Annotated in this window: 29 protein-coding genes and 2 tRNA genes; 9 read left to right on the forward strand and 22 right to left on the reverse strand. The window is 68.7% G+C overall.

The features are described from left to right. Window positions 1-16: 16 nt before the first annotated feature. From ASE50_RS14860 to hslU, 6 genes are all read left to right on the forward strand, one after another. Window positions 17-2,095, forward strand: coding sequence for an HAD-IIB family hydrolase (locus ASE50_RS14860; RefSeq protein ID WP_056402206.1), 2,079 nt, complete (start codon window positions 17-19; stop codon window positions 2,093-2,095). Continuing rightward, window positions 2,092-2,925 (forward strand): glycosyltransferase family 2 protein, encoded by an 834-nt coding sequence (locus ASE50_RS14865; protein WP_200909557.1) that lies wholly within the window; start codon window positions 2,092-2,094, stop codon window positions 2,923-2,925. The genes ASE50_RS14860 and ASE50_RS14865 overlap by 4 nt, the downstream gene beginning before the upstream one ends. A 245-nt stretch (window positions 2,926-3,170) precedes the next feature. After that, window positions 3,171-3,710 (forward strand): glycoside hydrolase family 108 protein, encoded by a 540-nt coding sequence (locus tag ASE50_RS14870; RefSeq protein WP_056402208.1) that lies wholly within the window; start codon window positions 3,171-3,173, stop codon window positions 3,708-3,710. 40 nt (window positions 3,711-3,750) lie between these two features. Next, window positions 3,751-4,158 (forward strand): holin family protein, encoded by a 408-nt coding sequence (locus tag ASE50_RS14875; RefSeq protein ID WP_056402211.1) that lies wholly within the window; start codon window positions 3,751-3,753, stop codon window positions 4,156-4,158. Between the two features lie 172 nt (window positions 4,159-4,330). Then, window positions 4,331-4,882, forward strand: coding sequence for an ATP-dependent protease subunit HslV (gene hslV / locus ASE50_RS14880; protein ID WP_055757729.1), 552 nt, complete (start codon window positions 4,331-4,333; stop codon window positions 4,880-4,882). Window positions 4,883-4,892: 10 nt separating this feature from the next. After that, window positions 4,893-6,191 (forward strand): ATP-dependent protease ATPase subunit HslU, encoded by a 1,299-nt coding sequence (gene hslU, locus ASE50_RS14885; protein ID WP_056402213.1) that lies wholly within the window; start codon window positions 4,893-4,895, stop codon window positions 6,189-6,191. Window positions 6,192-6,326: 135 nt separating this feature from the next. Here hslU and ASE50_RS14890 read toward each other — a convergent pair whose 3' ends face one another. The 6 genes from ASE50_RS14890 to ASE50_RS14915 are packed head-to-tail and all read right to left on the reverse strand — an operon-like array spanning window position 6,327 to window position 10,414. After that, complete coding sequence (locus tag ASE50_RS14890; RefSeq protein ID WP_056402216.1) at window positions 6,327-6,722, reverse strand: hypothetical protein; 396 nt, start codon at window positions 6,720-6,722, stop codon at window positions 6,327-6,329. 19 nt (window positions 6,723-6,741) lie between these two features. After that, entirely contained in the window at window positions 6,742-7,464 is a 723-nt protein-coding gene (gene gloB / locus ASE50_RS14895) for a hydroxyacylglutathione hydrolase (protein WP_056402532.1), read from the reverse strand. Continuing rightward, on the reverse strand, window positions 7,461-7,880 hold the full coding sequence (locus ASE50_RS14900) for a VOC family protein (protein ID WP_056402218.1): 420 nt from the start codon (window positions 7,878-7,880) through the stop codon (window positions 7,461-7,463). Before ASE50_RS14900 ends, gloB begins: the two co-directional genes overlap by 4 nt. A gap of 59 nt (window positions 7,881-7,939) precedes the next feature. Beyond that, window positions 7,940-8,692: a tetratricopeptide repeat protein gene (locus ASE50_RS14905; protein WP_056402221.1), complete on the reverse strand. Its 753-nt coding sequence runs from the start codon at window positions 8,690-8,692 to the stop codon at window positions 7,940-7,942. Further along, entirely contained in the window at window positions 8,692-9,402 is a 711-nt protein-coding gene (locus ASE50_RS14910; protein WP_056402535.1) for an alpha/beta hydrolase, read from the reverse strand. Before ASE50_RS14910 ends, ASE50_RS14905 begins: the two co-directional genes overlap by 1 nt. A 43-nt stretch (window positions 9,403-9,445) precedes the next feature. Further along, entirely contained in the window at window positions 9,446-10,414 is a 969-nt protein-coding gene (locus ASE50_RS14915; protein ID WP_056402224.1) for a glycoside hydrolase family 5 protein, read from the reverse strand. A gap of 318 nt (window positions 10,415-10,732) precedes the next feature. Between ASE50_RS14915 and ASE50_RS14920 the strand changes: the two genes are divergently transcribed. Beyond that, window positions 10,733-10,807, forward strand: a tRNA-Thr gene (locus ASE50_RS14920). Window positions 10,808-11,006: 199 nt separating this feature from the next. Here ASE50_RS14920 and ASE50_RS14925 read toward each other — a convergent pair. Beyond that, window positions 11,007-11,099, reverse strand: a tRNA-Ser gene (locus ASE50_RS14925). A gap of 163 nt (window positions 11,100-11,262) precedes the next feature. On the opposite strand from ASE50_RS14925, the gene ASE50_RS14930 reads away from it, so the two are divergent. After that, a complete protein-coding gene (locus tag ASE50_RS14930; RefSeq protein WP_056402228.1) occupies window positions 11,263-11,988 on the forward strand; it encodes a DUF1134 domain-containing protein in 726 nt (241 codons plus the stop codon). Window positions 11,989-12,129: 141 nt separating this feature from the next. Here ASE50_RS14930 and ASE50_RS14935 read toward each other — a convergent pair whose 3' ends face one another. Beyond that, the gene (locus ASE50_RS14935; protein WP_056402232.1) at window positions 12,130-13,461 is read right to left on the reverse strand and encodes a dihydroorotase; all 1,332 of its coding nucleotides are present in this window, start codon (window positions 13,459-13,461) and stop codon (window positions 12,130-12,132) included. A 45-nt stretch (window positions 13,462-13,506) separates the two neighbouring features. On the opposite strand from ASE50_RS14935, the gene ASE50_RS14940 reads away from it, so the two are divergent. Then, window positions 13,507-14,238, forward strand: a complete 732-nt coding sequence (locus ASE50_RS14940; RefSeq protein ID WP_056402237.1) for a YgfZ/GcvT domain-containing protein — start codon at window positions 13,507-13,509, stop codon at window positions 14,236-14,238. 7 nt (window positions 14,239-14,245) lie between these two features. On the opposite strand, the gene ASE50_RS14945 is transcribed toward ASE50_RS14940, so the two are convergent. From ASE50_RS14945 to ASE50_RS15010, 14 genes are all read right to left on the reverse strand, one after another. Beyond that, window positions 14,246-15,055, reverse strand: a complete 810-nt coding sequence (locus ASE50_RS14945; protein WP_056402240.1) for an APH(3')-I family aminoglycoside O-phosphotransferase — start codon at window positions 15,053-15,055, stop codon at window positions 14,246-14,248. Window positions 15,056-15,465: 410 nt separating this feature from the next. After that, window positions 15,466-16,587, reverse strand: coding sequence for an OmpA family protein (locus ASE50_RS14950; protein ID WP_056402241.1), 1,122 nt, complete (start codon window positions 16,585-16,587; stop codon window positions 15,466-15,468). A gap of 107 nt (window positions 16,588-16,694) precedes the next feature. Continuing rightward, a complete protein-coding gene (locus ASE50_RS14955) occupies window positions 16,695-17,195 on the reverse strand; it encodes a DUF2793 domain-containing protein (RefSeq protein WP_235512379.1) in 501 nt (166 codons plus the stop codon). Continuing rightward, a complete protein-coding gene (locus ASE50_RS14960) occupies window positions 17,195-19,309 on the reverse strand; it encodes a phage tail protein (RefSeq protein ID WP_056402246.1) in 2,115 nt (704 codons plus the stop codon). Before ASE50_RS14960 ends, ASE50_RS14955 begins: the two co-directional genes overlap by 1 nt. A gap of 9 nt (window positions 19,310-19,318) precedes the next feature. Then, a complete protein-coding gene (locus tag ASE50_RS14965; protein WP_056402249.1) occupies window positions 19,319-19,678 on the reverse strand; it encodes an NlpC/P60 family protein in 360 nt (119 codons plus the stop codon). Next, the gene (locus ASE50_RS14970; protein ID WP_056402250.1) at window positions 19,675-20,457 is read right to left on the reverse strand and encodes a DUF2163 domain-containing protein; all 783 of its coding nucleotides are present in this window, start codon (window positions 20,455-20,457) and stop codon (window positions 19,675-19,677) included. Before ASE50_RS14970 ends, ASE50_RS14965 begins: the two co-directional genes overlap by 4 nt. Next, the gene (locus ASE50_RS14975; protein WP_056402253.1) at window positions 20,454-22,742 is read right to left on the reverse strand and encodes a DUF2460 domain-containing protein; all 2,289 of its coding nucleotides are present in this window, start codon (window positions 22,740-22,742) and stop codon (window positions 20,454-20,456) included. The genes ASE50_RS14970 and ASE50_RS14975 overlap by 4 nt, the downstream gene beginning before the upstream one ends. A 1-nt stretch (window position 22,743) precedes the next feature. After that, a complete protein-coding gene (locus ASE50_RS14980) occupies window positions 22,744-23,295 on the reverse strand; it encodes a tail tape measure protein (protein ID WP_056402256.1) in 552 nt (183 codons plus the stop codon). Beyond that, window positions 23,288-23,479 (reverse strand): phage tail assembly chaperone, encoded by a 192-nt coding sequence (locus tag ASE50_RS14985; RefSeq protein ID WP_056402258.1) that lies wholly within the window; start codon window positions 23,477-23,479, stop codon window positions 23,288-23,290. Before ASE50_RS14985 ends, ASE50_RS14980 begins: the two co-directional genes overlap by 8 nt. Then, the gene (locus tag ASE50_RS14990; RefSeq protein WP_056402262.1) at window positions 23,476-23,787 is read right to left on the reverse strand and encodes a GTA-gp10 family protein; all 312 of its coding nucleotides are present in this window, start codon (window positions 23,785-23,787) and stop codon (window positions 23,476-23,478) included. Before ASE50_RS14990 ends, ASE50_RS14985 begins: the two co-directional genes overlap by 4 nt. Next, window positions 23,784-24,191, reverse strand: coding sequence for a phage major tail protein, TP901-1 family (locus tag ASE50_RS14995; RefSeq protein WP_056402265.1), 408 nt, complete (start codon window positions 24,189-24,191; stop codon window positions 23,784-23,786). The genes ASE50_RS14990 and ASE50_RS14995 overlap by 4 nt, the downstream gene beginning before the upstream one ends. Before the next feature lie 145 nt (window positions 24,192-24,336). Further along, on the reverse strand, window positions 24,337-24,717 hold the full coding sequence (locus ASE50_RS15000) for a DUF3168 domain-containing protein (RefSeq protein ID WP_056402539.1): 381 nt from the start codon (window positions 24,715-24,717) through the stop codon (window positions 24,337-24,339). Then, window positions 24,714-24,917, reverse strand: coding sequence for a hypothetical protein (locus ASE50_RS15005; protein WP_056402268.1), 204 nt, complete (start codon window positions 24,915-24,917; stop codon window positions 24,714-24,716). Before ASE50_RS15005 ends, ASE50_RS15000 begins: the two co-directional genes overlap by 4 nt. After that, window positions 24,914-25,408, reverse strand: a complete 495-nt coding sequence (locus ASE50_RS15010) for a hypothetical protein (protein WP_056402271.1) — start codon at window positions 25,406-25,408, stop codon at window positions 24,914-24,916. The genes ASE50_RS15005 and ASE50_RS15010 overlap by 4 nt, the downstream gene beginning before the upstream one ends. Window positions 25,409-25,443 lie beyond the last annotated feature (35 nt).

Consider the following 25,443-nt stretch of genomic DNA (forward strand, 5'->3'; position numbering starts at 1 on the left):
ACGGGAAAGTTCCGTAATGTTCATCCTCCACCTCGCGCTTCAGGGCTGTCTTCGTGCGCACGAGGTGGAATATGGCGTCACCGCCGACACCGGCGGCCACATCCGCTACCTCCTTGATCTTGTTGCCGCGACGGGTCGGAACGACGCGATCACCCGGACCGAGATCGTCACCCGCGCCTTTCGCGGCGGCGCGCTCGGCGATGGCTATTGGCGCGCGGTGGAGCCGATCGACGACACGACGCGGATCGTCCGCCTGCGCTCGGCCAGCGACGCCTATCTGCCCAAGGAAGCCCTGTGGGGCGAACAGGACAGCATGGTCGACGCGCTGGTCGCGCATATCGAGGGGCTGGACGCTCGCCCCGACCTGATCCACGCCCATTATGCCGATGCCGGCGCGGTGGCGGCGGCGGTCAAGGCGCGGCTGGGCATCCCCTATCTCTTCACCGCCCATTCGCTGGGGCGGGTCAAGCGCATCGCCTTCGGCACCGACTGTGCCGAGACGCAGGGGCTGGAGCGCCGCATCGCCATCGAGGACCGCGCGATCGCCGATGCCGACGCGATCATCGCCTCGTCCCGCGACGAGGCGGAGGTGCAATATGCCGGCTATGCCAGCTATGATCCCGGCCGCATCCGCATCATCCCGCCGGGCAGCGATCTGGCGATGTTCGCGGGCACCTGTACCGATCCGATGGTCGATGCGCGGATCGACCGCTTCCTCGCCGATCCGTCGAAGCCGGTGATCCTCGCGCTCGCCCGGCCGGTCAGCAAGAAGAACCTTGCCGCACTGGTCCATGCCTATGGCCGTTGCCCCGCGCTTCAGACCGCCGCCAATCTGGTGATCGTCGCCGGCACCCGCGACGATCCGCGCAGCCTCGAACCCGAACTGGCCGGCAACATGGCCGAACTGTTCGCGCTGATCGACCGCTACGACCTGTACGGATCGGTCGCGATCCCCAAGACGCACGCCCCGCACGAAGTCCCCGCCATCTATGCCCATGCCCGCGCGCGGCGCGGCATTTTCGTCAATCCGGCGCTGAACGAACCCTTCGGACTGACGCTGCTGGAGGCGGCGGCATCGGGCCTGCCGCTGGTCGCGACCGACAGCGGCGGGCCGAACGACATCATCGAAGGGTGCGGCAACGGCATCCTCGTCGACCCCCGCGATGCCCAAGCGATCGGGCACGCGATGCTGACCATCCTGTCCGACGATGCGCTGTGGGACCGCTATTCGCGCGCCGGCGCGACCGCCGCCGAGCTGTACGACTGGGATGGTCATGTCGCGCGCTATGCCGAACTGGCGCAGGCGGTGATCGCCCCGCCCGCCCCGGTCGCGGAGGCCCCGCGGCTGCTGCTGGTCTCCGACATCGACAATACGCTGCTGGGCGAATCCGAAGCGGCGCAGGCGTTCAACCTGTGGCACGGCGACCAGCACGACATGCTGTTCGGCATCGCCACCGGGCGCAGCCTGCACAGCGCGCTGGCGATCCTCGCCCAGAATCAGGTCGCGCCGCCCGCCGTCATGATCACCTCGGTCGGCTCCGAAATCTATCACCGTGCCCATGGCGGCATCTATGTCCGCGACGATAGCTGGACGGCGACGATCGACGCCGGCTGGGACCGGGCGGCGATCGGCGCGCTGCTCGCCGCCCGGTCCGACCTGTGCCCGCAAAGCCCGCTCGAACAGCGCAGCCATAAATTGAGCTACTTCACCGCCGGCGAAACCGACATCGCGCAGCGGGTCCGCGACCTGCTCGCCGATGCCGGCTTCGCGGCGTCGGTGATCCACAGCCATGGCCGCTATCTCGACATCCTGCCGCTCGCCGCGTCGAAGGGGACGGCGGTCGAGTATGTCCGCCGGCGCGCGGGGATGCGCCGCGATCAGGTGATCGTCGCCGGCGACAGCGGCAACGACGTCGAAATGCTGCGCGCCTGCGCCCATGCGATCATCGTCGGCAATTATTCGGACGGCCTCGCCCAGCGCCCCGACCTCGCCCACAGCTATGTCGCACGGCGCGGCTATGCCTTCGGGATCATGGAGGGGGTCGCCCATTTCCGGGCGCAGCCGCAGCCGGTCCAGCAGCGCCTGTCGGCGTGATCTCGGTCTGCACGCTGGTGCGCGGGCGGACCGCGCACCTCGCCAACCTGTTGACGGGCATCGCCGCACAGACCCGCGCCCCCGACGAACTGGTCATCGCCTATATGCAGGATGCCGCCCCCGCCGACCTGCCCGATCCGGGTGTGCCGGTGCGCGAAGTGTTCGTGCCCGGCGACCCGATGCCGCTGGCCGAGGCGCGCAATGCGGCGGCGTTGGCAGCGCGCGGCGATAGCCTGATCTTCCTCGACGTCGACTGCATCCCGTCGCCGTCGCTGGTAGCCCGCTATGCCACGGTGCTCGACGATCGTCCCGCCTGTTACCTGGGCGAGGTCCGCTACCTGCCGCCCGGCACGGTCGATCCGGCGCAGGCGGTCCGCCACCCCGCCAAACCGGCGCTCGCCGATGACGAAGTCCGCCCGGTGCCCAGCCATGGCGAGCTATGGGGCCTGTCCTTCGCCCTGCCGCGCAGCGCATGGGAGGCGGCGGGCGGCATGGACACCGGCTATGTCGGCTATGGCGGCGAGGAGACCGACTTCGCATGGGCGCTGGCGGCGGCGGGCGTGCCGATGGCATGGGTCGGCGGCGCGGTCGCGTGGCACCAGCATCACGCGGTCCATGTTCCGCCGCTGCATCAATTCGACGCGATCCTGCGCAACGCCACCCGCTTCCGCGCGCGCTGGGGACGGTGGTGCATGGACTATTGGCTGGGGCAATTCGCCGAAGCCGGGCTGATCCGCTGGTCGCCCGACGCCGATATGATCGCGGTGCTGCGGCATCCGACCCCGGCCGAAATCGCCGCCAGCCACCGCCGCGACGCGTTGTTCAGCTAGGACCGATCGACCTTCAACTGTCAGGCCAGCAAACTTCTCCCCTCCCTGACAAGGGAGGGGTCGGGGGTGGGTCGGCCCGCGAGGGAGCGTTACGCCAGCCCCAAACCTACCCACCCCCAGCCCCTCCCTTGTCAGGGAGGGGAGCGGTCGAACCCTTACTGAAGGTCGATCGGCCATAGGCCGACACCCCGGCTTTCCTACAACGAACCGTTCTGGTTACGTTCCACCTCCAACAGGAGGACCATATGGACGCGACCCAATTGATCGAAGACGTCATCGACCGCGAAGGCGGCTATGTCGACCACCCCGCCGATCGCGGCGGTCCGACCCGGTTCGGCATCACCCAGGCCGTCGCTCGCGCCGAAGGTTATACCGGGCCGATCCGCGAACTGCCGCGCGCCGCCGCCGCCATCTTCTACCGTCACCGCTACTGGCAGGCCCCGGCCTTCGACCGCGTCGCGCTGCGCGCCCCCGTCCTCGCCGCCGAATTGTTCGATACCGGCGTCAACATGGGACCGGCGGTCGCCGCGACCTTCCTGCAACGCGTGCTCAACGCCCTGAACCGCGCGCAGCGCGACTGGGCCGATATCGCGGTCGATGGCAACATCGGCACGAAAACGTTGCAGGCGCTGGATGCCCTCCTCGCCACGCGCGGCCCGACGGCGGAGACGGTATTGGTAAAGGCAATTAACGCCTTGCAAGGCGAACGCTATCTCCGCCTCGCCGAAACGCGCCCCGCCAACGAAGCCTTTCTATACGGCTGGCTGGCGCATCGCACCACCTGATCCGTGTCACCTTTGGCAACTTCCGACGACAGGAACATCCATGCTCAACACCCTGATCGCGCCGATCGCGGCGCTGCTCGACAAGCTGATCCCCGACCCCCGCGCGCGCGACGCCGCCAAGCTGGAACTGCTTAAACTGGAATCGACCGCCGATCTCGACCGGGTAAAGGCGCAACTCGCGGCGATCGTCGCGGAGGCGCAGTCGACCGACCCTTGGACCTCGCGCGCCCGTCCCGGCTTCCTCTACGTCATGTATGCGCTGTTGCTCTGGTCGATTCCGATGGGCCTGATCTCGGCGGTCCAGCCCGACATGGCCGCCGGCATCGCCCGCGGCATGACCGCCTATCTGCGCGGCATCCCGGAGGAATTATATGCGCTCTTCGGCACCGGATACCTGGGGTACACCGCCGCAAGGGCATGGGGGAAGGCGAAGGGTGTAGAACGCTAAAATCCTCCCCGCTCCGCGGGGAGGGGGACCAGCGAAGCTGGTGGAGGGGGGTGTCCGCATCCGGAACCGTTGCGTTGCGCGGCCCACCCCCTCCACCAGCCTGCGGCTGGTCCCCCTCCCCATGAATGGGGAGGAGCTTGCGCCGGCTTTCAGCTTCCCCATATCCGCGCCCATGAGCAAAGAGACGGTGTGGCACGGCACCACCATTGTATCCGTGCGTCGCGGCGGTCGGGTGGTGATCGCGGGGGATGGGCAGGTTTCGGCCGGACAGACGGTCATGAAACCCAACGCGCGCAAGGTCCGCCCGCTGGGCGATGGCAAGGTGATCGCGGGCTTCGCCGGCGCCACCGCCGACGCCTTCACCCTGTTCGAACGGCTGGAAGCGAAGCTGGAACGCCATCAGGGCCAGCTGCTGCGCGCCGCGGTCGAACTGGCCAAGGACTGGCGCACCGACAAGTTCCTCCGCAATCTCGAAGCGATGCTGATCGTCGCCGACAAGGACGTGACGCTGGTCGTCACCGGCAATGGCGACGTGCTCGAACCCGAAGCCGGCATCGCCGCGATCGGTTCGGGCGGCAATTTCGCCCTCGCCGCCGCCCGCGCGCTGTCCGATTATGAAGGCGACGCGGAAAAGGTCGCGCGCAAGGCGCTCGCCATCGCCGCCGAACTCTGCGTCTACACCAACGATCGTGTCACACTCGAAGCGCTCGACAGCGCGAACTGACGGACATCCCATGCAAGACAATCTGACGCCCAAGGCGATCGTCGCCGCGCTCGACGCGCATATCATCGGCCAGCAGGACGCCAAGCGTGCCGTCGCCGTGGCGCTGCGCAACCGCTGGCGTCGCCAGCAGCTCAGCCCCGACCTGCGCGACGAGGTCAGTCCGAAGAACATCCTGATGATCGGACCCACCGGCTGCGGCAAGACCGAGATCAGCCGCCGTCTGGCGAAGCTGGCCGACGCGCCGTTCGTGAAGGTCGAGGCGACCAAGTTCACCGAGGTCGGCTATGTCGGCCGCGACGTCGAACAGATCGCCCGCGACCTGGTCGAGGAAGCGATCCGGCTGGAGCGCGAACGCCGCCGCGTCGCGGTGAAGGACAAGGCCGAGGAAGCGGCGATGGCGCGCCTGCTCGACGCGCTGACCGGCAAGGGTGCCAGCGAGGCGACCCGCGAAGCCTTTCGCCAACGCTTCGCGGACGGCCATCTTGATGACAAGGAGGTCGAACTCGAACTCGACGCCGCGCCGCAGATGCCGTTCGAGATCCCCGGTGCCGCGCCGCAGATGATCAACCTGTCCGAAATGATGGGCAAGGCGTTCGGCGGCGGCCAGCAAAAGCGCCGCAAGCTGACCGTCCGCGCCGCATGGGACAAGCTGGTCGAGGAAGAGGCCGACAAGCGGCTCGACCAGGACGAGGTCAGCCGCGTCGCGCTGGCCGATGCCGAGGCGAACGGCATCGTCTTCCTCGACGAGATCGACAAGATCGCGGTCAGCGACGGGCGCGGCGGCGGATCGATCAGCCGCGAAGGCGTGCAGCGCGATCTGCTGCCGCTGATCGAGGGGACGACGGTCGCCACCAAATACGGCCCGATGAAGACCGACCACGTCCTCTTCATCGCCAGTGGTGCGTTCCACGTCGCCAAGCCCAGCGACCTGCTGCCCGAACTACAGGGTCGCCTGCCGATCCGGGTCGAGCTGAAGGGGCTGACCGAGGCCGATTTCGTTGCGATCCTATCGGATACCAAGGCGTCGTTGCCCGCCCAGTATCGCGCGCTGCTGGCGACCGAACAGGTCGGCATCGACTTCACCGACGACGGCATCGCCGCCGTCGCCCGCATCGCCGCCGAGGTGAATGCCGAGGTGGAGAATATCGGTGCCCGCCGCCTGCAGACGGTGATGGAAAAGCTGCTGGAGGAAGTCAGCTTCGACGCCGAGGACCGCGCGGGACAGGCGGTGACGATCGACGCCGCCTATGTCGACAAACAGCTGGCCAGCATCGCGCGAAACACGGATTTGAGCCGCTACGTGCTGTAAGAGGTTCTCGACAAGCTCGAACTGAACGGGGTGGCCGGGAACCCGCCCGTCTCTCCGTTCGGTTCGAGCAGCTTCGAGCCTGTCGAGAAGCGTCCGTCGAGAACGGGTTGCTCATGGCACCCGGCCTCGCACGTCTCACCCGACCTTGTCGTACGGCACGAAGTCGCCGAACGTGCAGTCGCCCGACGGGATCGATACCCCGCGATCGATCAGCCGGAACCGGTCGTTGCGGCACACATTGGTCCCGTACAGGATCGACACCACGATCTGATCGTCGCGCAGGAACGGGCAGCGATCGCGGACCTGGCTACGCCACAACCGCTTGCCGCTCTGCCGATAGATCAACGAATCGCCGACGATCTGCGGACCGTCGATGAATCCGGTCGGCAGGCAGTTTTCGGGCTTGCCCGCGACCCGCCCTTCCAGCGTCTTGGCAAGCAGCCGGTCGCCCTTCGCCTGCATCTCCGCCTGTTGCTGCGGGGTCGCACACGCGCCCAACAGCAGCGCCGCCGTCCATGCCAATCGCTTCATGCCGCCTCTCCTTATCCGGTCAGAACGCATCCTTCGCCGCGCGGTGCCGTGCCAGTTCCTCGACCGAGCCGCTACGCATAAACGGATTGGTGGCGAGTTCCGCACCGATCGTGGTCGGCACCGTCGCCTCGCCCTTGTCACGCATCGCCTCGACCGCCTGCATCCGCTCGACGATCGCTGCATTGTCCGGCTCGGCGACCAGCGCATACCGCCCGTTCGACAGCGTATATTCGTGCCCGCAATAGACCCGCGTTTCGGGGGGCAGGCCGGCATAGCGCCGCATATTGCCGAACATGTCGGCCGCCGTCCCTTCGAACAGGCGACCACAGCCCATCGCGAACAGCGTGTCGCCGGTGAACAGCAGCGCGTCGTCGGCGAAATGGAATGCGATATGCCCCGCAGTATGCCCCGGCACCGACCACACCGTCGCCTGCGCGTTACCGACCGACAGCATCGCGCCTTCGCCGACACCACGGTCGAGGTCGGCGATCGTCGCCCGCTCTGCCTCCGGCCCGGTCACCCCCGCGCCGGTCGCCGCCTTGATCGCCGCATTGCCGCCGACATGATCGGGATGCCAATGCGTGTTCCAGATCGCGCCTATCGTCCAGCCGCGCGCGGCCGCCGCGTCGAGCAGCTTCTGGCCCTCGCCCGGATCGATCGCTACCGTCTCGCCGCTCGCGTCGTCGTGCAGCAGCCACGCATAATTGTCCGACAGGACGGGGACGCGGACGACCTCCATCACCACGTCCCCACATTGGGCATCGATGCCCAGGGTTCGGCGGCGGGCAGCGACCCGTCCTGCAACAGTTCGATCGAGATGCCGTCGGGCGTCTTCACGAACGCCATATGCCCATCGCGCGGCGGGCGGTTGATCGTCACCCCGGCGTCCATCAGCCGCTGGCACGTCGCATAAATATCGTCGACGCGGAACGCCAGATGGCCGAAATTGCGCCCGCCGCCATATGGCTCCGGGTCCCAATTATGGGTCAGCTCGACCTCGGCCACGCCCTCCTGCCCTGGCGCGGCGAGGAAGATCAGCGTGAACCGCCCCTTTTCGCTGTCCATGCGCCGGACCTCGTTCAGGCCCAGCATGTCGAAAAAGGCGATCGTGGCGTCCGGGTCGGTCACCCGGATCATGGTATGGAGATAGCGGGTCATCGACGGCTCCGTTGGTTCGAACCCGGATATCGGGTCGCCGTCGCATCGCCGCAACCGCCTCAGGCCGGCGGCAGGGTGTCGAGCGCGGCCGATGCCGCCTTTGCCTGGGCGCTGTCGGGGGCGAGCCGCTGAACCGCCTCGAATGCCGCGCGCGCCGCCTTGGCATCCCCCGACAGCCCGGCGATATTGCCCAGCTCCAGCTGTACCGACGGGTCGTCGGCCGACCGCCGCACCGCTTCGGCGATATCGGTTCGCGCCCGGGCCAGATCGCTGGTCCGCCGCGCCAGCGTCGCCGACAACAGCCACGCCAGCGGATCGGCCGGCGCATCCTTCAGTGCGCGGTCGATGTCGCCGCGCGCACCCGCCAGATCGCCCGCCGCGACCCGTATCCGCGCCCGGTCGAGCTGCGCCTCGCCCCGCGCCAGTCCGGTCAGCGCCCCGCTGGCCAGCGCCGCGTCCAGCGCCGCGCCTGCCGCGATCGTATCGCCATCGGCCAGTCGCGCATTGCCGGCCTGTGCCCAGTAATTGGCGGCACGGACGTCCTTCGCCACCTCCGCCTCGCGCGCGGCCTGTTCGAACGCCTCGGCCGCCGCGCTCCACTTCTGCCGTGTGGCATAGCTCATGCCGAGGCATTGGCGGGCAAGGAAGCCGCCCCCGGCCAGCCGCCATTGTCCCGCGATCCGCTCCGCCACGTCCGGCGTCGTCGTCGCGGCATCGACGCACTGGTCGTACCGGGCCTCGGGCGTCGCCCCGGCTGGAAGCTGCGGTCCGGCGGCGGCTTGCAGGGCGAGGAACAGCAACGGCGACAGCATCAGTTCAACACATCCTCGATGGCGCGCAGGATCAGCGCGATATCACCGTCGCGCGACAGGCGATGGTCGCCATCCTTGACCAGCACCGTCTGCACATCGGCTGAACGAAGCCGCGATGCGAGGTGGACCGCACGTTCCCACGGCACATCGGCATCGCGCTGTCCCTGGACCAGCCGCACCGGCACGTCGATCGGCACCTCACCGTGCATCAGCCGGTTCGCCTCCCCCGACGACCAGAAGGCGCGGGTGAACACGGTCGGCGTATCGGCATAGGGCGATGGCCGCTCGATCCGCCCCTGCGTCAGCATCGCCATCTTCTCGGCCTGCGAAAAGCCCCAGTCGGTGAAGTCGGGCGCGGGCGCGATGCCGACCAGCCCGACGATCCGCTCCGGCCGGGCGCGCGCCGCCAGCAGCGCGATCCAGCCGCCCATCGACGATCCGACCAGCACCACCGGCCCGTCGACGCACAAGTCGATCATCGCCAGCGCATCGTCGACCCAGCCCGCCAGGGTCTGTTCCTCGAACACGCCGGGGCTCTCGCCGCATCCGGCATAGTCGAAGCGCAGGAACGCCTGCCCCCGCGCCTTGGCCCATGCTTCGATCGCCAGCGCCTTGGTTCCAGTCATGTCGGACGCATAGCCGGGCAGGAACAGGATCGTCGGGCCGGCACCGGGCGTGTGACGATAGGCGAGCGGGCGGGGATCGGTCATGCCCGCGTCCATGCCATGCGCCGCACCGCGACGAAAGCCGCCGTCAGCGAAGCGTGCGCAAATGCCCCCGCACCAGCCGCCCCGATTCGGTCAGATCGCCGGCAGGCCATCCCGCCACCGCCTGTGTCCCGGGCTTCAGGATCGCCGAAGCCTCGTCCTTGTTCGCGACCGACCAGTTCAGATAGCTGATGCCGTTCCTCGCGCACCATTCCCACCAGGTGCGCGTTTCCGCCGCGTCGATCGGCGCATCGCCATTGGCGGCGGTCGTGCCATATTCGGTGACGAACAGGGCGATGCCCCGCCGCATCGCCAGATCGGCCTTGGCCCGCAACTCGGCCTTATGGGTCGCGGCGTAGAAATGCAGCGTGTAGGCGACATTGGCGAAGGGCAGCGGATCGGCCGCCGCTTCGTCCACATCCTGCGACCAGCTCCGCGTGCCCGCCACGACGAACGCGCCCGGGTCGATCGCCCGGATCGCTCCGATCACGCGGATGTGATAGGGTTTGAGCACCCTGGTCCAGCCATGTTCGGGCAGCGGCTCGTTATAGGGTTCGTAGATCAGGTTGGGGACGCCGCGATATTTGCGGGCGATATGGGTGAAGAAGGTCACCGCATCGTCGGCGCGCGGTTGATGCGCGTGCCAGTCGACCACGACATAGATCCCCTTCGCGATCGCCGCGTCGATCACCGTCTCGGCCCGCCTGGTTTCGACATCGGGTTGCTTGTCATAGCCGCCCGACTGCGCCCCGATCGCCGCCCGTACCGCCGTTACGTGCCAGTCGCGGACCAGCCAGTGGATCGTCGCGGCGTCATAGTATCGCGGCTGCCACTGGCTCCAGAACAGCGACATGCCCTGCACCGCATAAGGCTTGCCCTGCGCATCGACGACCCGATTGCCTTTGACGGCCAATCGCCCATGCACCGCGACCGGCGATCCGGACGGCGGCAGGGACGACGCCCACGCACCCTGTCCGACCAGCAATGCGACCAGCAGCACCCACCAGCGACGCATGACACCTCTCCCATTCCTCATTGCGGCAAGCGTGCCGATCCACGTCGACGCGGTCAACGCGCCTGCCCGGCAGGAACTACTGCTGCGGTGACGTATTCGGTTCAACGGAAGGCGGCGAATCGTTCAGCTCCCGCGCCTGCCCTTTCCGGCGTCGGAGGTTCTGGCGGAGTGCGTGTGCCAGCCGCGCCTTGCGTTCGTCGTCGTTCATCCGCGCTTTCTACGCTTTTCGCGGCCAATTCGACAACCGTCGCTTGACATCCCGGCCAATGGCTGCACATAGGCCCCTCCCGCCGCCGAGGGTTTCCCCCGGCTCGGAGTGCTGCCGTAGCTCAGTGGTAGAGCGCATCCTTGGTAAGGCTGAGGTCGTGAGTTCAATCCTCACCGGCAGCACCATTTTCTTCCGATTGTGGAGGATCACGAAGCGGACGGACGAACCGTGCTTCGGACCCGGTAATCAGCCCTTTCCGCGCCGGAACTGATGCATATGGCATGCGAAGCCGTCCGCATATGCCGCAACGCGACTGTCGCTATGCCGAGCTAATTGGTAAGATGGAGTAGACGACCGCGTCGAGCCGATCAACCAAGCCAAAATTGGCGGAGACGGAGGGATTCGAACCCTCGGTAGGAGTAATCCCCCTACGGCGGTTTAGCAAACCGCTGGTTTCAGCCACTCACCCACGTCTCCCAAGCGCGTTGCGCCTTGGAGAGGGGGCCTATAACGAGGGTTTCCGCCGCGATCAACTCCTACGTTGAACGTAATTGACGGCCGATCGAACGCGCGTTCATTGCAGGGACAGGCGCTTGGCCGCTATCGTACGCCGACGGGCTTGCATGCGGGGAGTAGCGTGATGAAACGGTTGATCGGGTGGATGGCACCGCTGTTGTTGATAGCGATCCCTGCCCACGCACAGGTGCGCACCGTCGACCCCAATGACGCGATCGACGGCGATCTGGCACCCGCGCCGCAACCGCAGCCGACGCCGCGCAGCGACGTGCTGCCGGCCTATCGGCAGGAACCGGTCCAGCCCGCGCAGGACCAGCCGCCGGTCAGCCAGACCCCGCCCAGCAGCACCGCGACCAGCACCGCCAACGACACGTTCGAACGCGACGACCTGATCGGTGCGGCGGAGGGCGTGTTCGGCCGCGGTGCCGAGGGGCTGGCCGGCATCCTCGAAAACATCTTGAAGGATCAGGGCAAGCCCAACGCCTATATCGCCGGACGCGAAGCGGCGGGCGCGTTCGTCGTCGGCCTGCGCTATGGCTCGGGGATCATGAACCACCGCGTCGAAGGGCAGCGCCCGGTCTATTGGACCGGACCGTCGGTCGGGTTCGACGTCGGTGGCGATGCGACCAAGGTCTTCGTGCTGGTCTACAACCTCTATGATTCGCAGGAACTGTACAAACGCTTCCCGGCAGCCGAAGGTCGCGCCTATTTCGTCGGCGGTTTTTCCGCGAGCTACCTGCGGCGCGGCGATGTGGTCATGATTCCGGTGCGCCTCGGCGTCGGCTGGCGGCTCGGCGCGAATGTCGGCTATATGCGGTTCAGCGAAAAGCAGCGTTGGCTGCCGTTTTAAGGGAAAGGGCGGCCCGCAACTGCCGGACTCGCCCGAACCCGGCCGGCGGGCAAAGCCCGACCGACGACGCGGGGTAGAGGAACCACCAGGAGCGCCCCGGATCACGTCCGGGGCGACGCCGACCCGATCGCCCTCCCCGCTTCAACAGCCCCGAAACGCGGTCGATTCGAACCGGACCGGCGCGCCCAGCGCGTCCCCGACCAGTTCCGCTTCCCACATCGCGGTCCGCCCGCGCACGATGGTCCCGACCGGCCGCCCGGTCAGCGTATCGCCGGTGAACGGCGACCAGCCGGCACGCGACGCCAGCCAGCTTTCCTCGACCGTCCAGCGCCGCTTCAGATCGACGACGGTGAAATCGGCGTCATAGCCGAACGCGATCCGCCCCTTGCCCGCCAACCCGAAAATCCGCTGCGCGCCGGCGCTGGTGAGATCGATCAGCCGCGGCAGCATCAGCCGCCCTTCGGCGACATGGTTGAGCAACAGCGGCAGCAGCGTCTGCACCCCCGGCATCCCGCTCGGCGTCGCGGGATAACGCTTCGCCTTTTCCTCGATCGTATGCGGCGCATGGTCCGAACCGATCACGTCGGGCACCCCCTGGTTGAGCCAGAACCACAGCCCGTCGCGATGCGCGCCCGACCGGATCGGCGGGTTCATCTGCGCATAGGTGCCCAGCCGCGGATAGGCGTCCTCTCCGGCAAGCGTCAGATGCTGCGGCGTTACCTCGCACGACGCGATGTCCTTGTTCGCGCCCAGCAATTCCAGCTCGGCGGGCGTCGTCACATGCAGCACATGCACCCGCCGCCCCGCTTCCCGCGCCAGCCGCAGGATGCGCGTCGTCGCGATCAGCGCGCTTTCGTCGTCGCGCCACACCGGGTGCGAGGCCGGATCGCCGCTCACCCGCTCGCCCTCGCGGGCGATCATCCGCATCTCGTCCTCGGCATGGATCGCGACGCGACGCTGACCCGATCGCAACACGCGCAGCAGATCGTCATCCTCCGACACCAGCAAATCGCCGGTCGACGATCCCATGAAGATCTTGACGCCGGCCGTGCCCGGCAACCGCTCCAGTTCGTCGAGATGATGCGCGTTGCGCGCGGTCGCCCCGACATAGAAGGCGTGATCGCAATACATCCGCCCCTTTGCACGGGCGAGCTTGTCGGCGATCGCTTCCTCGGTATCGGTCGCCGGCTTGGTGTTCGGCATTTCGAACACCGCGGTCACCCCGCCCATCACCGCCGCGATCGATCCGCTGGCAAGGTCTTCCTTGTGCTCCAGTCCCGGCTCGCGGAAATGAACCTGCGTGTCGATGACGCCGGGCAGGATGTCGAGCCCGGTGCAGTCGATCGTCTCGCCGGCATCGCCCGCCACACCGATACCGGCGATGCGGCCGTCGGTAATGCCGATATCGACGCGCGCCGGGCCGCCGGGAAGGTGGACCGTGCCACCGGTAAGCTTGGTATCGAAGGTCACCATTGCCGCCTCTTGTAGCCAGGGGGTGGGCCGTCCTACCTGTTGACCATGACCGTTACCACCCCCGGAACCTGGCTTGCCGGCCGCGCCGTGCTGCGCATCGCGGGCGACGAAGCACGCCCCTTTCTACAAGGGCTGGTGACGCAGGACATGGCAGCGGTCACGCCCGACACCCCGCAATGGGCGGCGCTGCTGAGCGCGCAGGGCAAGGTGCTGTTCGACTTCCTCCTGTGGGCCGACGACGACGCCATTCTCGTCGATTGCGAAGCCGACGCTGCCGATGCGCTCGCCAAACGGCTGACACTGTACCGATTGCGACGGACGGTAACGATCGAGCGCAGCGATGCCGGCGTGCACTGGTCGTACGGCGGCGGACGCGGCATCCCCGATCCCCGGCTCGCCGGCCTCGGCTATCGCTGGATCGACGCGCCGGGCGATCCGGCGCACGGCTGGACCGGGCATCGGTTACGCCATGGCGTGACCGAGGGCCGCGCCGAACTGGGCGACGGGCAGACGCTCTGGCTCGAATGCAACGCCCGCGAACTGAACGGGGTCAGCTTTACCAAGGGCTGCTACGTCGGACAGGAAAATACGGCGCGGATGAACTATCGCTCGACCGTCAACCGCCGGCTGGTCGTCGTCCCGACCGTGACCCCCGGTCCGCGCACCCGCTTCATCCACGAAGCCCTCGGGCTGGCGGTCGAACATCGCCGGATCGACGATCTCGGCGAGGCGCTCCGCCCCGACTGGCTGGCCACCGCCCTTGCCGAACCGGCCTGACCGCGTGTCAGAACAGTTCATCGAGCAGCAGATGAAAATCGATCTTGCGCTGCTCGGGCTTGGCGATGCCGTAGCGGTCGAACATCCGCCGGGTCAGTGCCGCATCGAATTCGTCCAGACCATGGCCGAGGATCGCCAGATCCTGATAGCGATCCGCGACCCCAACCCGACCTAAATCGATGCAGCCGACCACCCGCCCCCCGTCGATCAGCACATTGTCGAGCGAGAAATCGCCATGGGTCACGACCGCATCGGGCGACAACGGCAGCAACCGCCCCATCGCGTCCCAAACCTGCCCGGCGCTCCAGCCCTGCCGCGCGTCGTCGAAATCGGCTTCGTCGACCAGCCCGGCATCGATCCGCGCACGCGCCGCCGCAAGTCGAACGCCATGCCCGCTATCGAACGGACAGTCGCTGACCGGAATGGCATGGAACGACCGCAGGAAATCCACCAGCGCATCGACCAATTCGTCGGCACGCTCCGGTTCGGTGTCGAGAATCTGCCACGCCGTGCGTCCCGGCAGCGCCGTCGTCAACAGCCACGCCGTATCGGCCGTCGCCTCGCAACGCACGAGGGCCGGCACCGCGATCCGGCCGGCCAGCCAGCGTAACCGGACCAGTTCATCGACGATATCGTCGGCAACCGTGCCATGGCCGTGTTTCAGGAAGCGTTCGGGCACGCCTGCTTTGCCGTGTAGCCGGTAGATCGTCGCCCCCGACTCGCCGACGCCGTCCCGCGACCAGCGATAGCCGGCGACATCGGCGGCGAACGCCGATGGCACCTCGACCGGTGCGCAGGCGGTTTCACGCTCGTCCATAGCCCCTCTCCTGATTCAGACCGTACCTCGCCAGGCGAGACCTTTGCGCAAGTCCCGAACCGAGTCCGATCCCCGCTGCGCCCCGGCAGAGACCTCGATCCAGTCGGAAAGACGTTTTCGTGGGGTACCGGCGTCCCCTTGGAATCGCTTTCGATCGAATATGATCGCCCTCACCTTTCCACGGCTGCGCCACTCCCTCCCTCTCCCGCCGGGCGAGGGAAAAACGCTGAAGGCGGCGAAGGGTAAGCGCAACCAAAGGTGATGGAGTTCGACCTTGGCGGGCCAACGCCTTCTCCCGGTACCGATAAAGGACGTTCGCAAAGGTCTCGCGAACCAGGGCGCACAAACGAAAAGGGAGGCCGGTTGCCCGACCTCCCTTCCGAGAATTCTGCTTCGATGAAGAAGCTGAATTACATGCCCGAACCCGGACCGTAGGTGATTTCCACGCGACGGTTCTGCAGTTCGCGGACGCCATCGGCGGTTTCGACGCGCGGACGCGCTTCACCGAACGCTTCGGTCGAGATCGTACCACCCGAGATGCCACGGCCTTCCATGTACGCACGGACGGCATCAGCGCGACGCTGCGACAGACCGACGTTGTACTGGGCCGAACCCGAACGGTCGGTGAAGCCTGCCAGCATCACCTGGGCGTTGCCGCACGACTGGTAGTTCGAGATGGCGTTGTCGAGAATGCCAGCCGCTTCCGGCGTGACGTCCGACTTATCCCATTCGAAGAACACGATGTACGGTCCCGGGGTGCAGGTAACGACCGGCGCAACCGGTTCCGGCACCGGAGCAGGCGGCGGCGGAGCAACCGGTTCCGGCGGCAGCGGAGCCGGCGGCGGCGGGGTCGGCGCACCGAAGTTGAAGGTCAGGCCACCCAGCAGGCTGTGCGACCGGAAACGACCGTCATAGCCGACGCCACGAACGTTCACGAGGCGAACGTCATCGGCGTTGAAGAAGCGATACTTCAGCGAAACATCGACATTTTCGCTCAGCGGCGCACGGATACCCGCCAAAGCCTGCCATGCGAACACGGTGTCCGAATCATCGAGCGCCGCGAAGTTGTTGTTCACCCGATAATCGTGCGCCTTGACGCGCGCGACACCGGCACCGCCGCCGACGAAGCCGCTGATGGCATCGTCATCGCCGAAGTCGAGCAGGGCATTCGCCATGAACGACAGCGCCGAGGTACGGCCACCGCCGCTATACGTGCCTGCGCCGACCGACGTCGATGCGCCGGTTGCGATCGAACCGGTGGTACGCAGTTCGTCGACGCTTGCGCTCTTGTACGCAACTTCGGTTTCGATGCGCAGCGCACCGAAATCGTAACCGACGGTGCCACCGACGTCGTAGCCATAGTTGCTGTCGACGGTGGTAACGCCACCGGCCGGCGTGGTCAGATCATAGTCGATATCTTCGACGATCATTGCGCCGCCTTCCACACCCACATACCACGCGTTGTCGCGGGCGAGGGCGGGAGTTGCGAGCGCAGTGGTCGCGAGCGCCAATGTGACGGCAAGCTTCCGCATTCTAGTCCCCTTTCACAGTTGTCCTACAGACAGCGCAAACCAAGTATCGAAGCGTTAGTTTCCACGCAAGCGCACAAAATCTGCGGTGTTGCACGATTACAACGGAATCAGGTGGCGATCAGCCCATGCCCGCGCAGCGCCGCCAGCACCGCCGACAACGTCTTGCGCGCCTCTTCGTCACGGACCGAACCGCCCTCTGCGCCTGCGATGGCAGCGCGTTGCGATCCAATCACCGGCACCCCGTCGATCGTCAATCGCGTACCGCGCAGGTCGCCGATGCGCCACGCACCCCCGCGGAACTCCACGGTCGTTTCGCTGGCGGACCACCAGAGCCGCATGCCGTCGCGCGGACCTGCGAACCGCCATCCGCCCGCCGTCATCCCCGCGAGATGCCGCGCTTTCCCCGCCCATGCACCGGTCGGCATCGCCCCGACGATCCAGCAGGTTCCGACCGTCGCATTCGTCGGCGGCGTGTCCTCCGCGACCCCGGCGACGCATCCATGCAACAGCATGTCGATCAGGGTCAGCGCCTCGTTGTGCGTCATTTCCTTCTGCGCCTGCGAGGCGTGCAGCAGCGGCAGCGACAGGCGGCTGGTCTGTTCGGTCATCATCTCGTCTCCGGTCGATAGATTGTCGTCGCCGCGCCCGACGGGCCATGAATGCCGATCTGGCGAACCTCGATGGTCAGCGGCATCGTCGGCAGCGCGACGCGCAGCAGCGGCTCGGCGATCTCGATGGTCCGCGTACCGCCCAGCGTGACGCGATACGCCTCGCGCTCCTCGCCGATCGGCACCTCGACGCCGTCGCGCCACGCCACCACACCCCGCGCGCACCGTATCCAGCGCAATTCGAGCATATTCTCCCGCATCTCGGCCGTCAGGTGGACCGGCGCGGGCGGCACCAGCCCGCGTCCTGCCGGAACGATGGTCGCGGTGGTGACGTCGTCGGCGGCGATCCCCACCGCCATCGCCGTCACCGTTCGTCCCACCGCCGGTACAGGCTCGTCGATCCGCCGCAGCGTCGCTGCGTCCAACAGGAAGAAGGCCTCGCCCGCCACGTGCCCGGCCATCGCCGCCGCGGTTCCACGCCGACCGCGCCACAGTCCCGACAGCCGCCAGCGTGCCGCCCCGATCCGCTCGGCCCGCGCGAACTGCACGATTTCGTCGCCGATCAGCGCCGCATTGCCGCCACGGTCGATCGCCGCCGCATCGATCCCGGTCAGCGTCATCGCGTCGTGCAGCAACGCGACCTCGACGCCATTCGTCCGGTCCTCGATCAGCGCACTCGCCGGTCCGGGCGGCACGGTGACGGTGCCGATCACCGCCGGTGCCGCGCTGTCGCCGATCTCGCTCCAGCCACCGGCATCGTCGCCCGTCAGCAACATTGCCCGCCGCCAGCCCGCCTGCGTTCCCGCCGCCGCCGCCGCAATCGCCGGCACGCTGTCGCCCGCGTCGGCCGGCAGCTCGACCAGCATCAGCCGCGTCCGGCCCGCGACCACGTCCGCCGCCAGTCGCGGCTGCCCGACCGCCGCCGGGGCCGGCAGGGTCGCCGCCGCGATCCGCACCAGTTCGATGGTCATCCGCATCGCCTCGATCCGGGTCCGTCGCACCCGCCACGATCCCGCCTCGCCCGCGATCGTCACCCGGTCGCCCGGTGCGACATCGATCGCACGCCAGTCGAGCACGACCGTCCGCACCTCCCCCGCCAGCACCGCGCGCGCGGCGATATCGCCCGCGATTTTCGCCGCACCCGCCGCATCCAGCACCGCCGGCAACTCGACCCGCAGCATGCTCCGCGCACCGCCGGGCCGCAGCACCTGCTGCACGCCCGCCTGATAATCGCGCGCGACATCGTGATAGGCGATGGCGACGTCGCTCGGGGTCGTCGGCGGCCGCCGCCATTCGGGCGCTTCGCCTGCCGGGCCATCGTCGCGGATCGTTCGCACCGGCCCGCCGCCGATCCGCAGCAGCGTGCCCTCGCCGTCGGGCGCATACCACCCGCCCAGCGGATCGACCAGCGCCGCCACCGCGTCGCGCACCCGCGCCCCGCTCGCGGCATAGCCGATCAGCACCGGCCCGGCGGTCTCCGCCCGGATCGCGCCATCGCCCAGCGCCTCGGCGATGCGCCCGACCGGTACCGGCGCATCGTCCGCCATGACCTCGAAGGTCAGCGACGGAATCCGATTGCCGAAATCGGCCAGCGCCAGATCCTCGAACACGGCATAGGCCAGCCCACGATGCGCCGGGGCGTTGCCGATCCCGACGATGCTCTCGATCAGCGGATCGGGCGCTTGCGCCTCATCCCCCGGATACCAGCGGAACCCGGTCCGCGTCTTCCAGTCGCCCGCCGCCCCGCGCAACAGCTTGCCCTCGGCCCAGATCCGCCCGATTCCCCGGATCGGCCGTGCCGACAGCGCCACTGCGAACGACGCGGAATAGCTGTATTGCCGCACCCGCGACGATCCCTTGCCACTGGTCGTCCCCGCCTCGCGCAGGTCGGTCGCCCAGATCACCGTCCCCGCCACCCGCATCGTCCCGAACAGCTTCGGGATCGCCGCGCCATAGCTGGACAGCTGCACCTGCAATTCGCGCAGTCGCGGCCCTTCGCGCGGCGGCCCGGTGAACAGCTGGTCGTCGATCGCCCGCCCGGCCATCGCGCCCAGCGTCGCGCCGATCGGCCCCGCAATCGCGCCACCCACCACGGTCAGCACCACCGTTGCCATATCGCTCTCCTATTTCCGCCAGATGCTCAGGATCGGCCACGGCACGTCGCGCCGTTCGACCACGCACCGCGCCACCGCATCGGCGTGCAGGATGCCGCCCCCGGTCGACAGCCCCAGATGCAACTGCCCCGGCCCGCTCACCAGCAGCAGCACGTCGCCGGCCATCGCCCGATCGACCCGCCGAAACCCCGCCGCCGCCAGCACCGTCACGACCCGCGTCGCATCGCCGCTGCGCGCCGGATAGTCCGCCGGCACGTCGACCTTATGCGCCCAGCCGACCAGCCCGACACAATCGAACCCGTCCGCCCCGCGCCCCTGTCGCCGAAACCGCGTGCCCACGACGCTGCGCGCCCGTTCGAGCGCGCTCATGCCCCCGGATACCGGGTCAGCAGATCGATCCCCGGCAGATACGGCTCGCCCCGAAAATTCGCGACATTGCCGAACCGGTCGCGACAGGTGTCGAGCGTCCCGTCACACCCCTCGGCGATCTCGACCAGCGCCCCCTTGCCATCGAACCGCGGCGGCAGTTCCAGCGTCACGCCGGCCGCGTCCCCGGCAAGGATCACCGCCGACAGCCCGCTATTGGCACCGCCGATCCACCGCAGCCGGCCTCGCGCGTATCCTGCCCCACCCGCCAGCGACAGCCGCGCGCCATCCTGCGCCGTCACCCGCACCATCCGCCGCCGCCCGGCCATCGCCACCCGGCACCGCCTGTCGCCCAGCGTCGCGCGGCACCCCGGCGACGTCGCCTCCACCACCGGCGCATCCAGCCGCACCTCGCCCCCCAGCATCTCTGCCGAGAAACGCCCGCGCCGCGTCTCGACCCCGCCGATCCGCCCGGTCGCGACCGGCACCGGCGTCCCCGGCGTTTCCCAATCGACCGCGAACACCGCCACCCGCGCCCCGTCATAGCGCCCCGCCATCAGGTCGCGCTCACCGATCGCGGCATGGCTCAGCGCCCCCTCGACCGCCATCACCGGCGCGTCGAGCGTATCGTCGCGCACGATCGCCGACGGCACCATCCCCGGCGCGGCGCGGTACCGCAGGCCATCGATCACCACATCGCGGTCATGCGCGGTAAGGCCGATCGTCACCCCGTCGCGCCGGTCGATCCGCCAGCACCACGTCAGCGTCGTCACCGCGCTCATGGCTCGCGCACCTCGATCAGCGGCACGCTGGCGGCACTCGCCGCGCCAAAGGTCGCGCGCGCCACCTGCAACCGGTCCTCGGCAAAGCGTACGGCCACGTCGAACGCGAACCCCGCCGTTATCGCCACACCCCTCGCCGGTGCGACATCGAGCTGCACCCAGCCGCCGGCGACCACCGCAAAGCCCTGCGTCTCGACCCCGCCGACGCCGACCCGCACGCTGCCCGCCACCGGCCGGGTAATCCGCCGCACCATCGCACCGTAGCGTTTGACCAGCGCGAACCGCGTCGTCACCCCGTCGCCGGTCCCGATCGCCACGTCGCCGAATGCGGGCGGCACCCCCGTCGCGTGATCGAACGGGTCCTGCAACCGGAACCCGCGCGCCGGTCCCAGCCGAGCCCGAAAGAAATCGAGCAGCACCGCCACATCGCGCTCCGACCGGACGCCCGGCCCGACATCATAGCGCGTGCGCGGCTCGGCCCAGTCGACATTGCGCGCCTCCGCACCCCCGGCCCCCACCGCGATCGCGGTCGAGGTTTCCGGCATCACCTCCGCCTGCGCGCCCAGCGCCAGCGGAAAGCGCACGTCATCGAACGCCTCCATCGCCCCCTCCTCCTCGAAATAGGTGAACCCGTCGCGCAACACCTGCGGCAGCGCCCAGACGAACGTCTCTGCCACCCCGCGCCCGCGCGCGACCTCCGCCGCCGCCGTGATCGCCGGCCACTGCCCGCGATCCTCGGGCCGCAACACGAACCCCGAAAAATAATGCTGTTCGTCGACCGGATAGCCGAGCCGTGCCCCCGCCGCGCTCACGCCACGCGCGGTCGACCCGACATTGCCGGTCGCCGCCCAGTCATAATCCTCCAGTTGCAGCACATCGAACGCCGGTTTGGCCCAGCCGACCGGCAAATTCGCCTGCTTCACCTGCGGACTGGCGGCGTCGAGGATCGTCGGCAGATAGGCGAGCAACAACGCCTGTTCCGCCCCCGCCCCCCGCGCCGCCGCGACCAGCGCCGCCGTCGATGCCGCCAGCAATTGCCCCGCCCGGTCGAGCACCGCCCGCTTCGCCACGGTCAACTCGCCGCGCACATCTTCGATCACCACCGGATTGCCGCCCAGCGCCGCCTTCGCCGCCGCATCGTACAGGCAGATGCGATGATCGGTCGTCACCCACCACCATGGTTCGCCGACCTGAAACCGCCCCTTGCCCCCCGCCGCGCGCGCGATCCCGACGAACGCCCGCGCCACCGCCTGCAAATACGCCATCGCCCCGCCATGCGCTGGCGACAGCAATGTCGATGGCGGCACCCATCCGGTCAGCGCTGGCGACCCGTCGCTCGCCCGCTGTTTCCAGTCGCCCCAGCAATGCGCGTCGAACACCTCGTAACTAAGCGACCAGATCACATCATAACCCAGCGCCGCCGCCCGCACCGCGAAGTCGCGATGCCACGCCACGCAAGGGCCGTTCAGCACGCCCCCGGCCAACGACACGAACAATCCGTTCCCCGAGCGTTCGAGCCGGAAATAATGGCTCATGCCCACATAATGGACGAGGGCACCGCGATACCCCAGCCGCAGCGCATTGTGCAGCAACCGCGCGGGCGTCAGGTGATAGCTGTCGTCATAGCCGCTTGCGATGCGCAGCCCATGTTCGGGTACCACGACCTCGCCGATCGGCAGCACCGACCCCGGCCCGTCGCACCGGATCGCCGACAGCTCGACCCAGCCCTCCGCCGGCGCGGCCAAGAACCCGTCGCCCGCATCATAGTCCGGCGGCACCAGCGACACGAACATCCGGTCGACATCGCCCGCCCAGACCGGCACCGCATCGTCGGGCAGCCGGTACCCGCCGACGACATTCGCGAAATCGATCGCGATCTCCGCATCGTCGGGCGTCCCCGTGGCATAGTTCCACAGCCGCACATACCACGCCCGCGCCACCCCCTCGGCATCGCGCCCCTCGATCGTCAGCACCGGCCCATGCGTCGCATCGAGCGGCCGCAGCCCCGCCGAGCGCCAGCGAAACCGCAACCGGCAGTCGCGATAGTCGCGCGACGTCGCATAGCGCAGCAACGCATGGTCGTGCCGATCCTCCGACGCCCAGATCAGCCCCGCCAGATCGTCGCGCCGATAGAATACGCATGTCACCCGCAGCGCATCCGGCGCGGTCGTCACCACCGACGCCATCATCGGTCGCGGAAAATCGACGGTCCAGTACACCGGATCGAACCGCGTCAGCACGCCTTCGTCCTGTACCGTCCGCTGTTCGGCCAGCCAATGCCCCATCTCACGCCTCCATCAGCGCGGCACGCACCGCGCGCGCGACCTGCCGGCTCGACTGTTGCAGCGCGCGCGGCGCATCGTGGCCGGGCGCATTGACCGTGATCGCCACCCGCACCTCGCGCGCAGGCCCGTTCTGCATCGCCACCACCTGTCCGCTGCTGGTCGGCACGAACAGTTCCGGCCCGCGCTCGCCCACCAGATAGGGTCGCGCCGGACTGACCGGTCCGCCGGTCGCCCGCCCCGGCGCGCCGCCGACCAGCGCACCCAGCACGCCGGCGATCCCGCCCGCCACGCCGCCACCGCCGCCACCCGACCCCAGCACCGCCGCCGCCGCGATCTCCGCCAGCATTTTCAGCGCCGTGTCGCGCAGGTCATCCAGATCGAGCTTGCCGGTACGGATCGCGCGGCCCAGCGCGGTCTCGATCGCCCGCCCCGCCCGCTCGACCCCACCGGCAAACGGCCCGTCCAGACTGGCCTGCATCGCCGCCACGTCGCTCGCAAACCCGGCGGTATCGGCGCGCACGCGCACGATCAGCCGTTCGATTTCCTCATCCATCGGGAAAACGCTCCTTCAGCGTGTCGATCGTCGCGCGGTCGCACGGGTGCGGCACATCGCCCCGCACCACCTGCACCAGCGCCCCCAGTTCGGCGGGCGTCGCCGCCCAAAACGCGTCCGGGCACCACCCGAACGCCACCCCCGCCAGCCCGGCCGCCCGCGCCGCGCCCTCGGCAAAACTCACCGCCCGCCCAGTATCTGCGCGATCAGCATTTTCAGCGCCGGCGTCGCTGCGGCGATCCCGGCCGCCGTCACCGCGTCGGCAAACTCCTCACGCGACATCACCACCGGATCGCGCAGGCAATGCCACAGCAGCGCCACCAGTTCGCCCAGCGTCAGCCGCCCCGCCGCCGCCCGCTCGACCAGCGCGAACAGCGACCCGACCTCGCCCTCCGCCGCGACCAGCGCGGCAAAGCTCGGCCGCAGCACCAGCGTCTCGCCGCGCACCCGCAAACTGGCCTCGCCGCGCACCGCATTCGCCGCGCCGCTCATGCCGACACCACCGGGCCGGAGGATTCGAGCGCCAGCGTGTAATTGCGCTCGCCATTATAATCGCCGGCATAGTCGAGCCGCGTGACGAGGAACCGTCCGGTCATCGTCTCGCCCCCTTCGAACGTCAGCCGATACTCGTCGATCGTGCCGGCCAGCGCATTGCCCCGCAGCCGCACCTCCGCCGCCGATCCGGTAAACACCCCCGCCCCCGACACGCTGACCGACCGCACGCCCGCACCCGACAGCAATTCGCGCCACCCGCCCGAATCCTTGCTGGTGATCGCCACCGCCTCGCCATTGACGCTCAATTGCGTCGTGCGCAGCCCGGCGACCGTTGCATAGGCAACCGGCACCGCCCCGTTCCCGATCTTCAGCAGGAACGCACTCCCCTTCTCCGCCGCCATGTCATTCTCCTGATGTATTCTGATTCACTCCCCTCCCTGACAAGGGAGGGGTCGGGGGTGGGTCGGCCCGCGAGGGAACGGAAGCGCGCCACAACCGGCCAACCCACCCCCAGCCCCTCCCTTGTCAGGGAGGGGAGGAAAGCCCTCACCCCGCCAGCATCCGCACCCGAAACTCGACCGATCCGATCCACCCGGCCCCGTCACGCACCACCCGGCTGCGCACGAACACCAGACTGACGATCCGCCACCCCGCCAGAGCCGCAGGCGCGGCCAGCACCACCCCTTCCGCCGCCGCCGCCAGCGTCCGCAGCCGCACCGGCACCTCGCCATCGTCGAACAGCTGCACGACCACCCGCCCCTCGCGCCCGGCGGCGTCCTTGGTTCCCCAATCCGACAGCACCGGCATGTCGACCACGACAAAGGGCCGCGCGGCACGCACCGGCGGCGCATCGAACACGCTCGCTCCGGTCAGCACGCCCCGCAGCCGAGCGACCAGCATCGCCTGCAACAGCGTCCCCGCGATCATCGCCCCCACCCCGCGATATCCTGCAACCGCGGATCGACGATCGTCCGGCGCGCCAGCCGCTTGCCCGACAGCACCACCGCGTCGTCGACCGCTTCGGCCCGCACGCCCGGCACCGCCGCCGCTGTTGCCACCACCCGCGCCCGCATCTCGGCCGCTCGCTGCTCGGCCACCGCCGTGCCCCGCACCAGCGCCGCCCTCATCGCCGCGCCCCGGTCAGTTGCATCCGCCGCCACGGCCGCCACAGCGCCCCGACCGCTGCCGGGGGCGCGCCACTCGCCGTCCGCTGATCGAACAGGTGCGCGACCAGCACCACCACCCCTTGCGCGACCGCCGCCGGTACCGCCTCCCAATTCGCCGCAATCCCGGCGGTGAAGTGCACCGGGCTGGCCGCCGCCATCCGCACCCAACCCGTCCCGTCGGCATCGATATCGATCGCCGTGACCGGCGCGACCGCGACGATCGCGCTGACCGGTCCCACCGGCAACGCCCGCCACTCGCCGCTCGCCGCCATCATCGCCTCGTGCGGCCGCGCGAGGATCGCGGTCCCGGTATAGGCCTCGGCCAGCGCCAGCGCGGTCGCCGCCAGCCGATCGATCACCGCATCCTCGGCACTGCCCGTGATCCGCAGATAGTCCCGCGCCGCCGCGCGCACCCCCGCGATCGCCGCCGCCGGAAAAGGCGCTGCGCTCATGATATTCTCCCAGTTCGAGGAAGCAGGGGCGGAGG

The organism is Sphingomonas sp. Leaf5, assembly GCF_001421155.1.
Lineage (GTDB): Bacteria > Pseudomonadota > Alphaproteobacteria > Sphingomonadales > Sphingomonadaceae > Sphingomonas.

Bases quoted from the DNA above. Each gene is read 5' to 3' on its own strand.
- hslV (WP_055757729.1), top strand. From the start codon at position 4,331: ATGAGCAAAGAGACGGTGTGGCACGGCACCACCATTGTATCCGTGCGT.
- ASE50_RS14900 (WP_056402218.1), bottom strand. From the start codon at position 7,880: ATGACCCGCTATCTCCATACCATGATCCGGGTGACCGACCCGGACGCC.
- ASE50_RS14995 (WP_056402265.1), bottom strand. From the start codon at position 24,191: ATGGCGGCGGAGAAGGGGAGTGCGTTCCTGCTGAAGATCGGGAACGGG.
- ASE50_RS14970 (WP_056402250.1), bottom strand. From the start codon at position 20,457: ATGAGCGCGGTGACGACGCTGACGTGGTGCTGGCGGATCGACCGGCGC.
- ASE50_RS14860 (WP_056402206.1), top strand. From the start codon at position 17: ATGTTCATCCTCCACCTCGCGCTTCAGGGCTGTCTTCGTGCGCACGAG.
- ASE50_RS14910 (WP_056402535.1), bottom strand. From the start codon at position 9,402: ATGACCGATCCCCGCCCGCTCGCCTATCGTCACACGCCCGGTGCCGGC.
- ASE50_RS14875 (WP_056402211.1), top strand. From the start codon at position 3,751: ATGCTCAACACCCTGATCGCGCCGATCGCGGCGCTGCTCGACAAGCTG.
- ASE50_RS14965 (WP_056402249.1), bottom strand. From the start codon at position 19,678: ATGAGCGCGCTCGAACGGGCGCGCAGCGTCGTGGGCACGCGGTTTCGG.
- ASE50_RS14975 (WP_056402253.1), bottom strand. From the start codon at position 22,742: ATGGGGCATTGGCTGGCCGAACAGCGGACGGTACAGGACGAAGGCGTG.
- ASE50_RS14980 (WP_056402256.1), bottom strand. From the start codon at position 23,295: ATGGATGAGGAAATCGAACGGCTGATCGTGCGCGTGCGCGCCGATACC.
- ASE50_RS14990 (WP_056402262.1), bottom strand. From the start codon at position 23,787: ATGAGCGGCGCGGCGAATGCGGTGCGCGGCGAGGCCAGTTTGCGGGTG.
- ASE50_RS14955 (WP_235512379.1), bottom strand. From the start codon at position 17,195: ATGACCGAACAGACCAGCCGCCTGTCGCTGCCGCTGCTGCACGCCTCG.
- ASE50_RS14940 (WP_056402237.1), top strand. From the start codon at position 13,507: ATGACCGTTACCACCCCCGGAACCTGGCTTGCCGGCCGCGCCGTGCTG.
- ASE50_RS14950 (WP_056402241.1), bottom strand. From the start codon at position 16,587: ATGCGGAAGCTTGCCGTCACATTGGCGCTCGCGACCACTGCGCTCGCA.
- ASE50_RS14945 (WP_056402240.1), bottom strand. From the start codon at position 15,055: ATGGACGAGCGTGAAACCGCCTGCGCACCGGTCGAGGTGCCATCGGCG.
- ASE50_RS14930 (WP_056402228.1), top strand. From the start codon at position 11,263: ATGAAACGGTTGATCGGGTGGATGGCACCGCTGTTGTTGATAGCGATC.
- ASE50_RS14960 (WP_056402246.1), bottom strand. From the start codon at position 19,309: ATGGCAACGGTGGTGCTGACCGTGGTGGGTGGCGCGATTGCGGGGCCG.
- ASE50_RS14890 (WP_056402216.1), bottom strand. From the start codon at position 6,722: ATGAAGCGATTGGCATGGACGGCGGCGCTGCTGTTGGGCGCGTGTGCG.
- ASE50_RS14870 (WP_056402208.1), top strand. From the start codon at position 3,171: ATGGACGCGACCCAATTGATCGAAGACGTCATCGACCGCGAAGGCGGC.
- ASE50_RS14935 (WP_056402232.1), bottom strand. From the start codon at position 13,461: ATGGTGACCTTCGATACCAAGCTTACCGGTGGCACGGTCCACCTTCCC.
- hslU (WP_056402213.1), top strand. From the start codon at position 4,893: ATGCAAGACAATCTGACGCCCAAGGCGATCGTCGCCGCGCTCGACGCG.
- ASE50_RS15005 (WP_056402268.1), bottom strand. From the start codon at position 24,917: ATGAGGGCGGCGCTGGTGCGGGGCACGGCGGTGGCCGAGCAGCGAGCG.
- ASE50_RS14905 (WP_056402221.1), bottom strand. From the start codon at position 8,692: ATGCTGTCGCCGTTGCTGTTCCTCGCCCTGCAAGCCGCCGCCGGACCG.
- ASE50_RS15010 (WP_056402271.1), bottom strand. From the start codon at position 25,408: ATGAGCGCAGCGCCTTTTCCGGCGGCGGCGATCGCGGGGGTGCGCGCG.
- ASE50_RS15000 (WP_056402539.1), bottom strand. From the start codon at position 24,717: ATGATCGCGGGGACGCTGTTGCAGGCGATGCTGGTCGCTCGGCTGCGG.
- ASE50_RS14915 (WP_056402224.1), bottom strand. From the start codon at position 10,414: ATGCGTCGCTGGTGGGTGCTGCTGGTCGCATTGCTGGTCGGACAGGGT.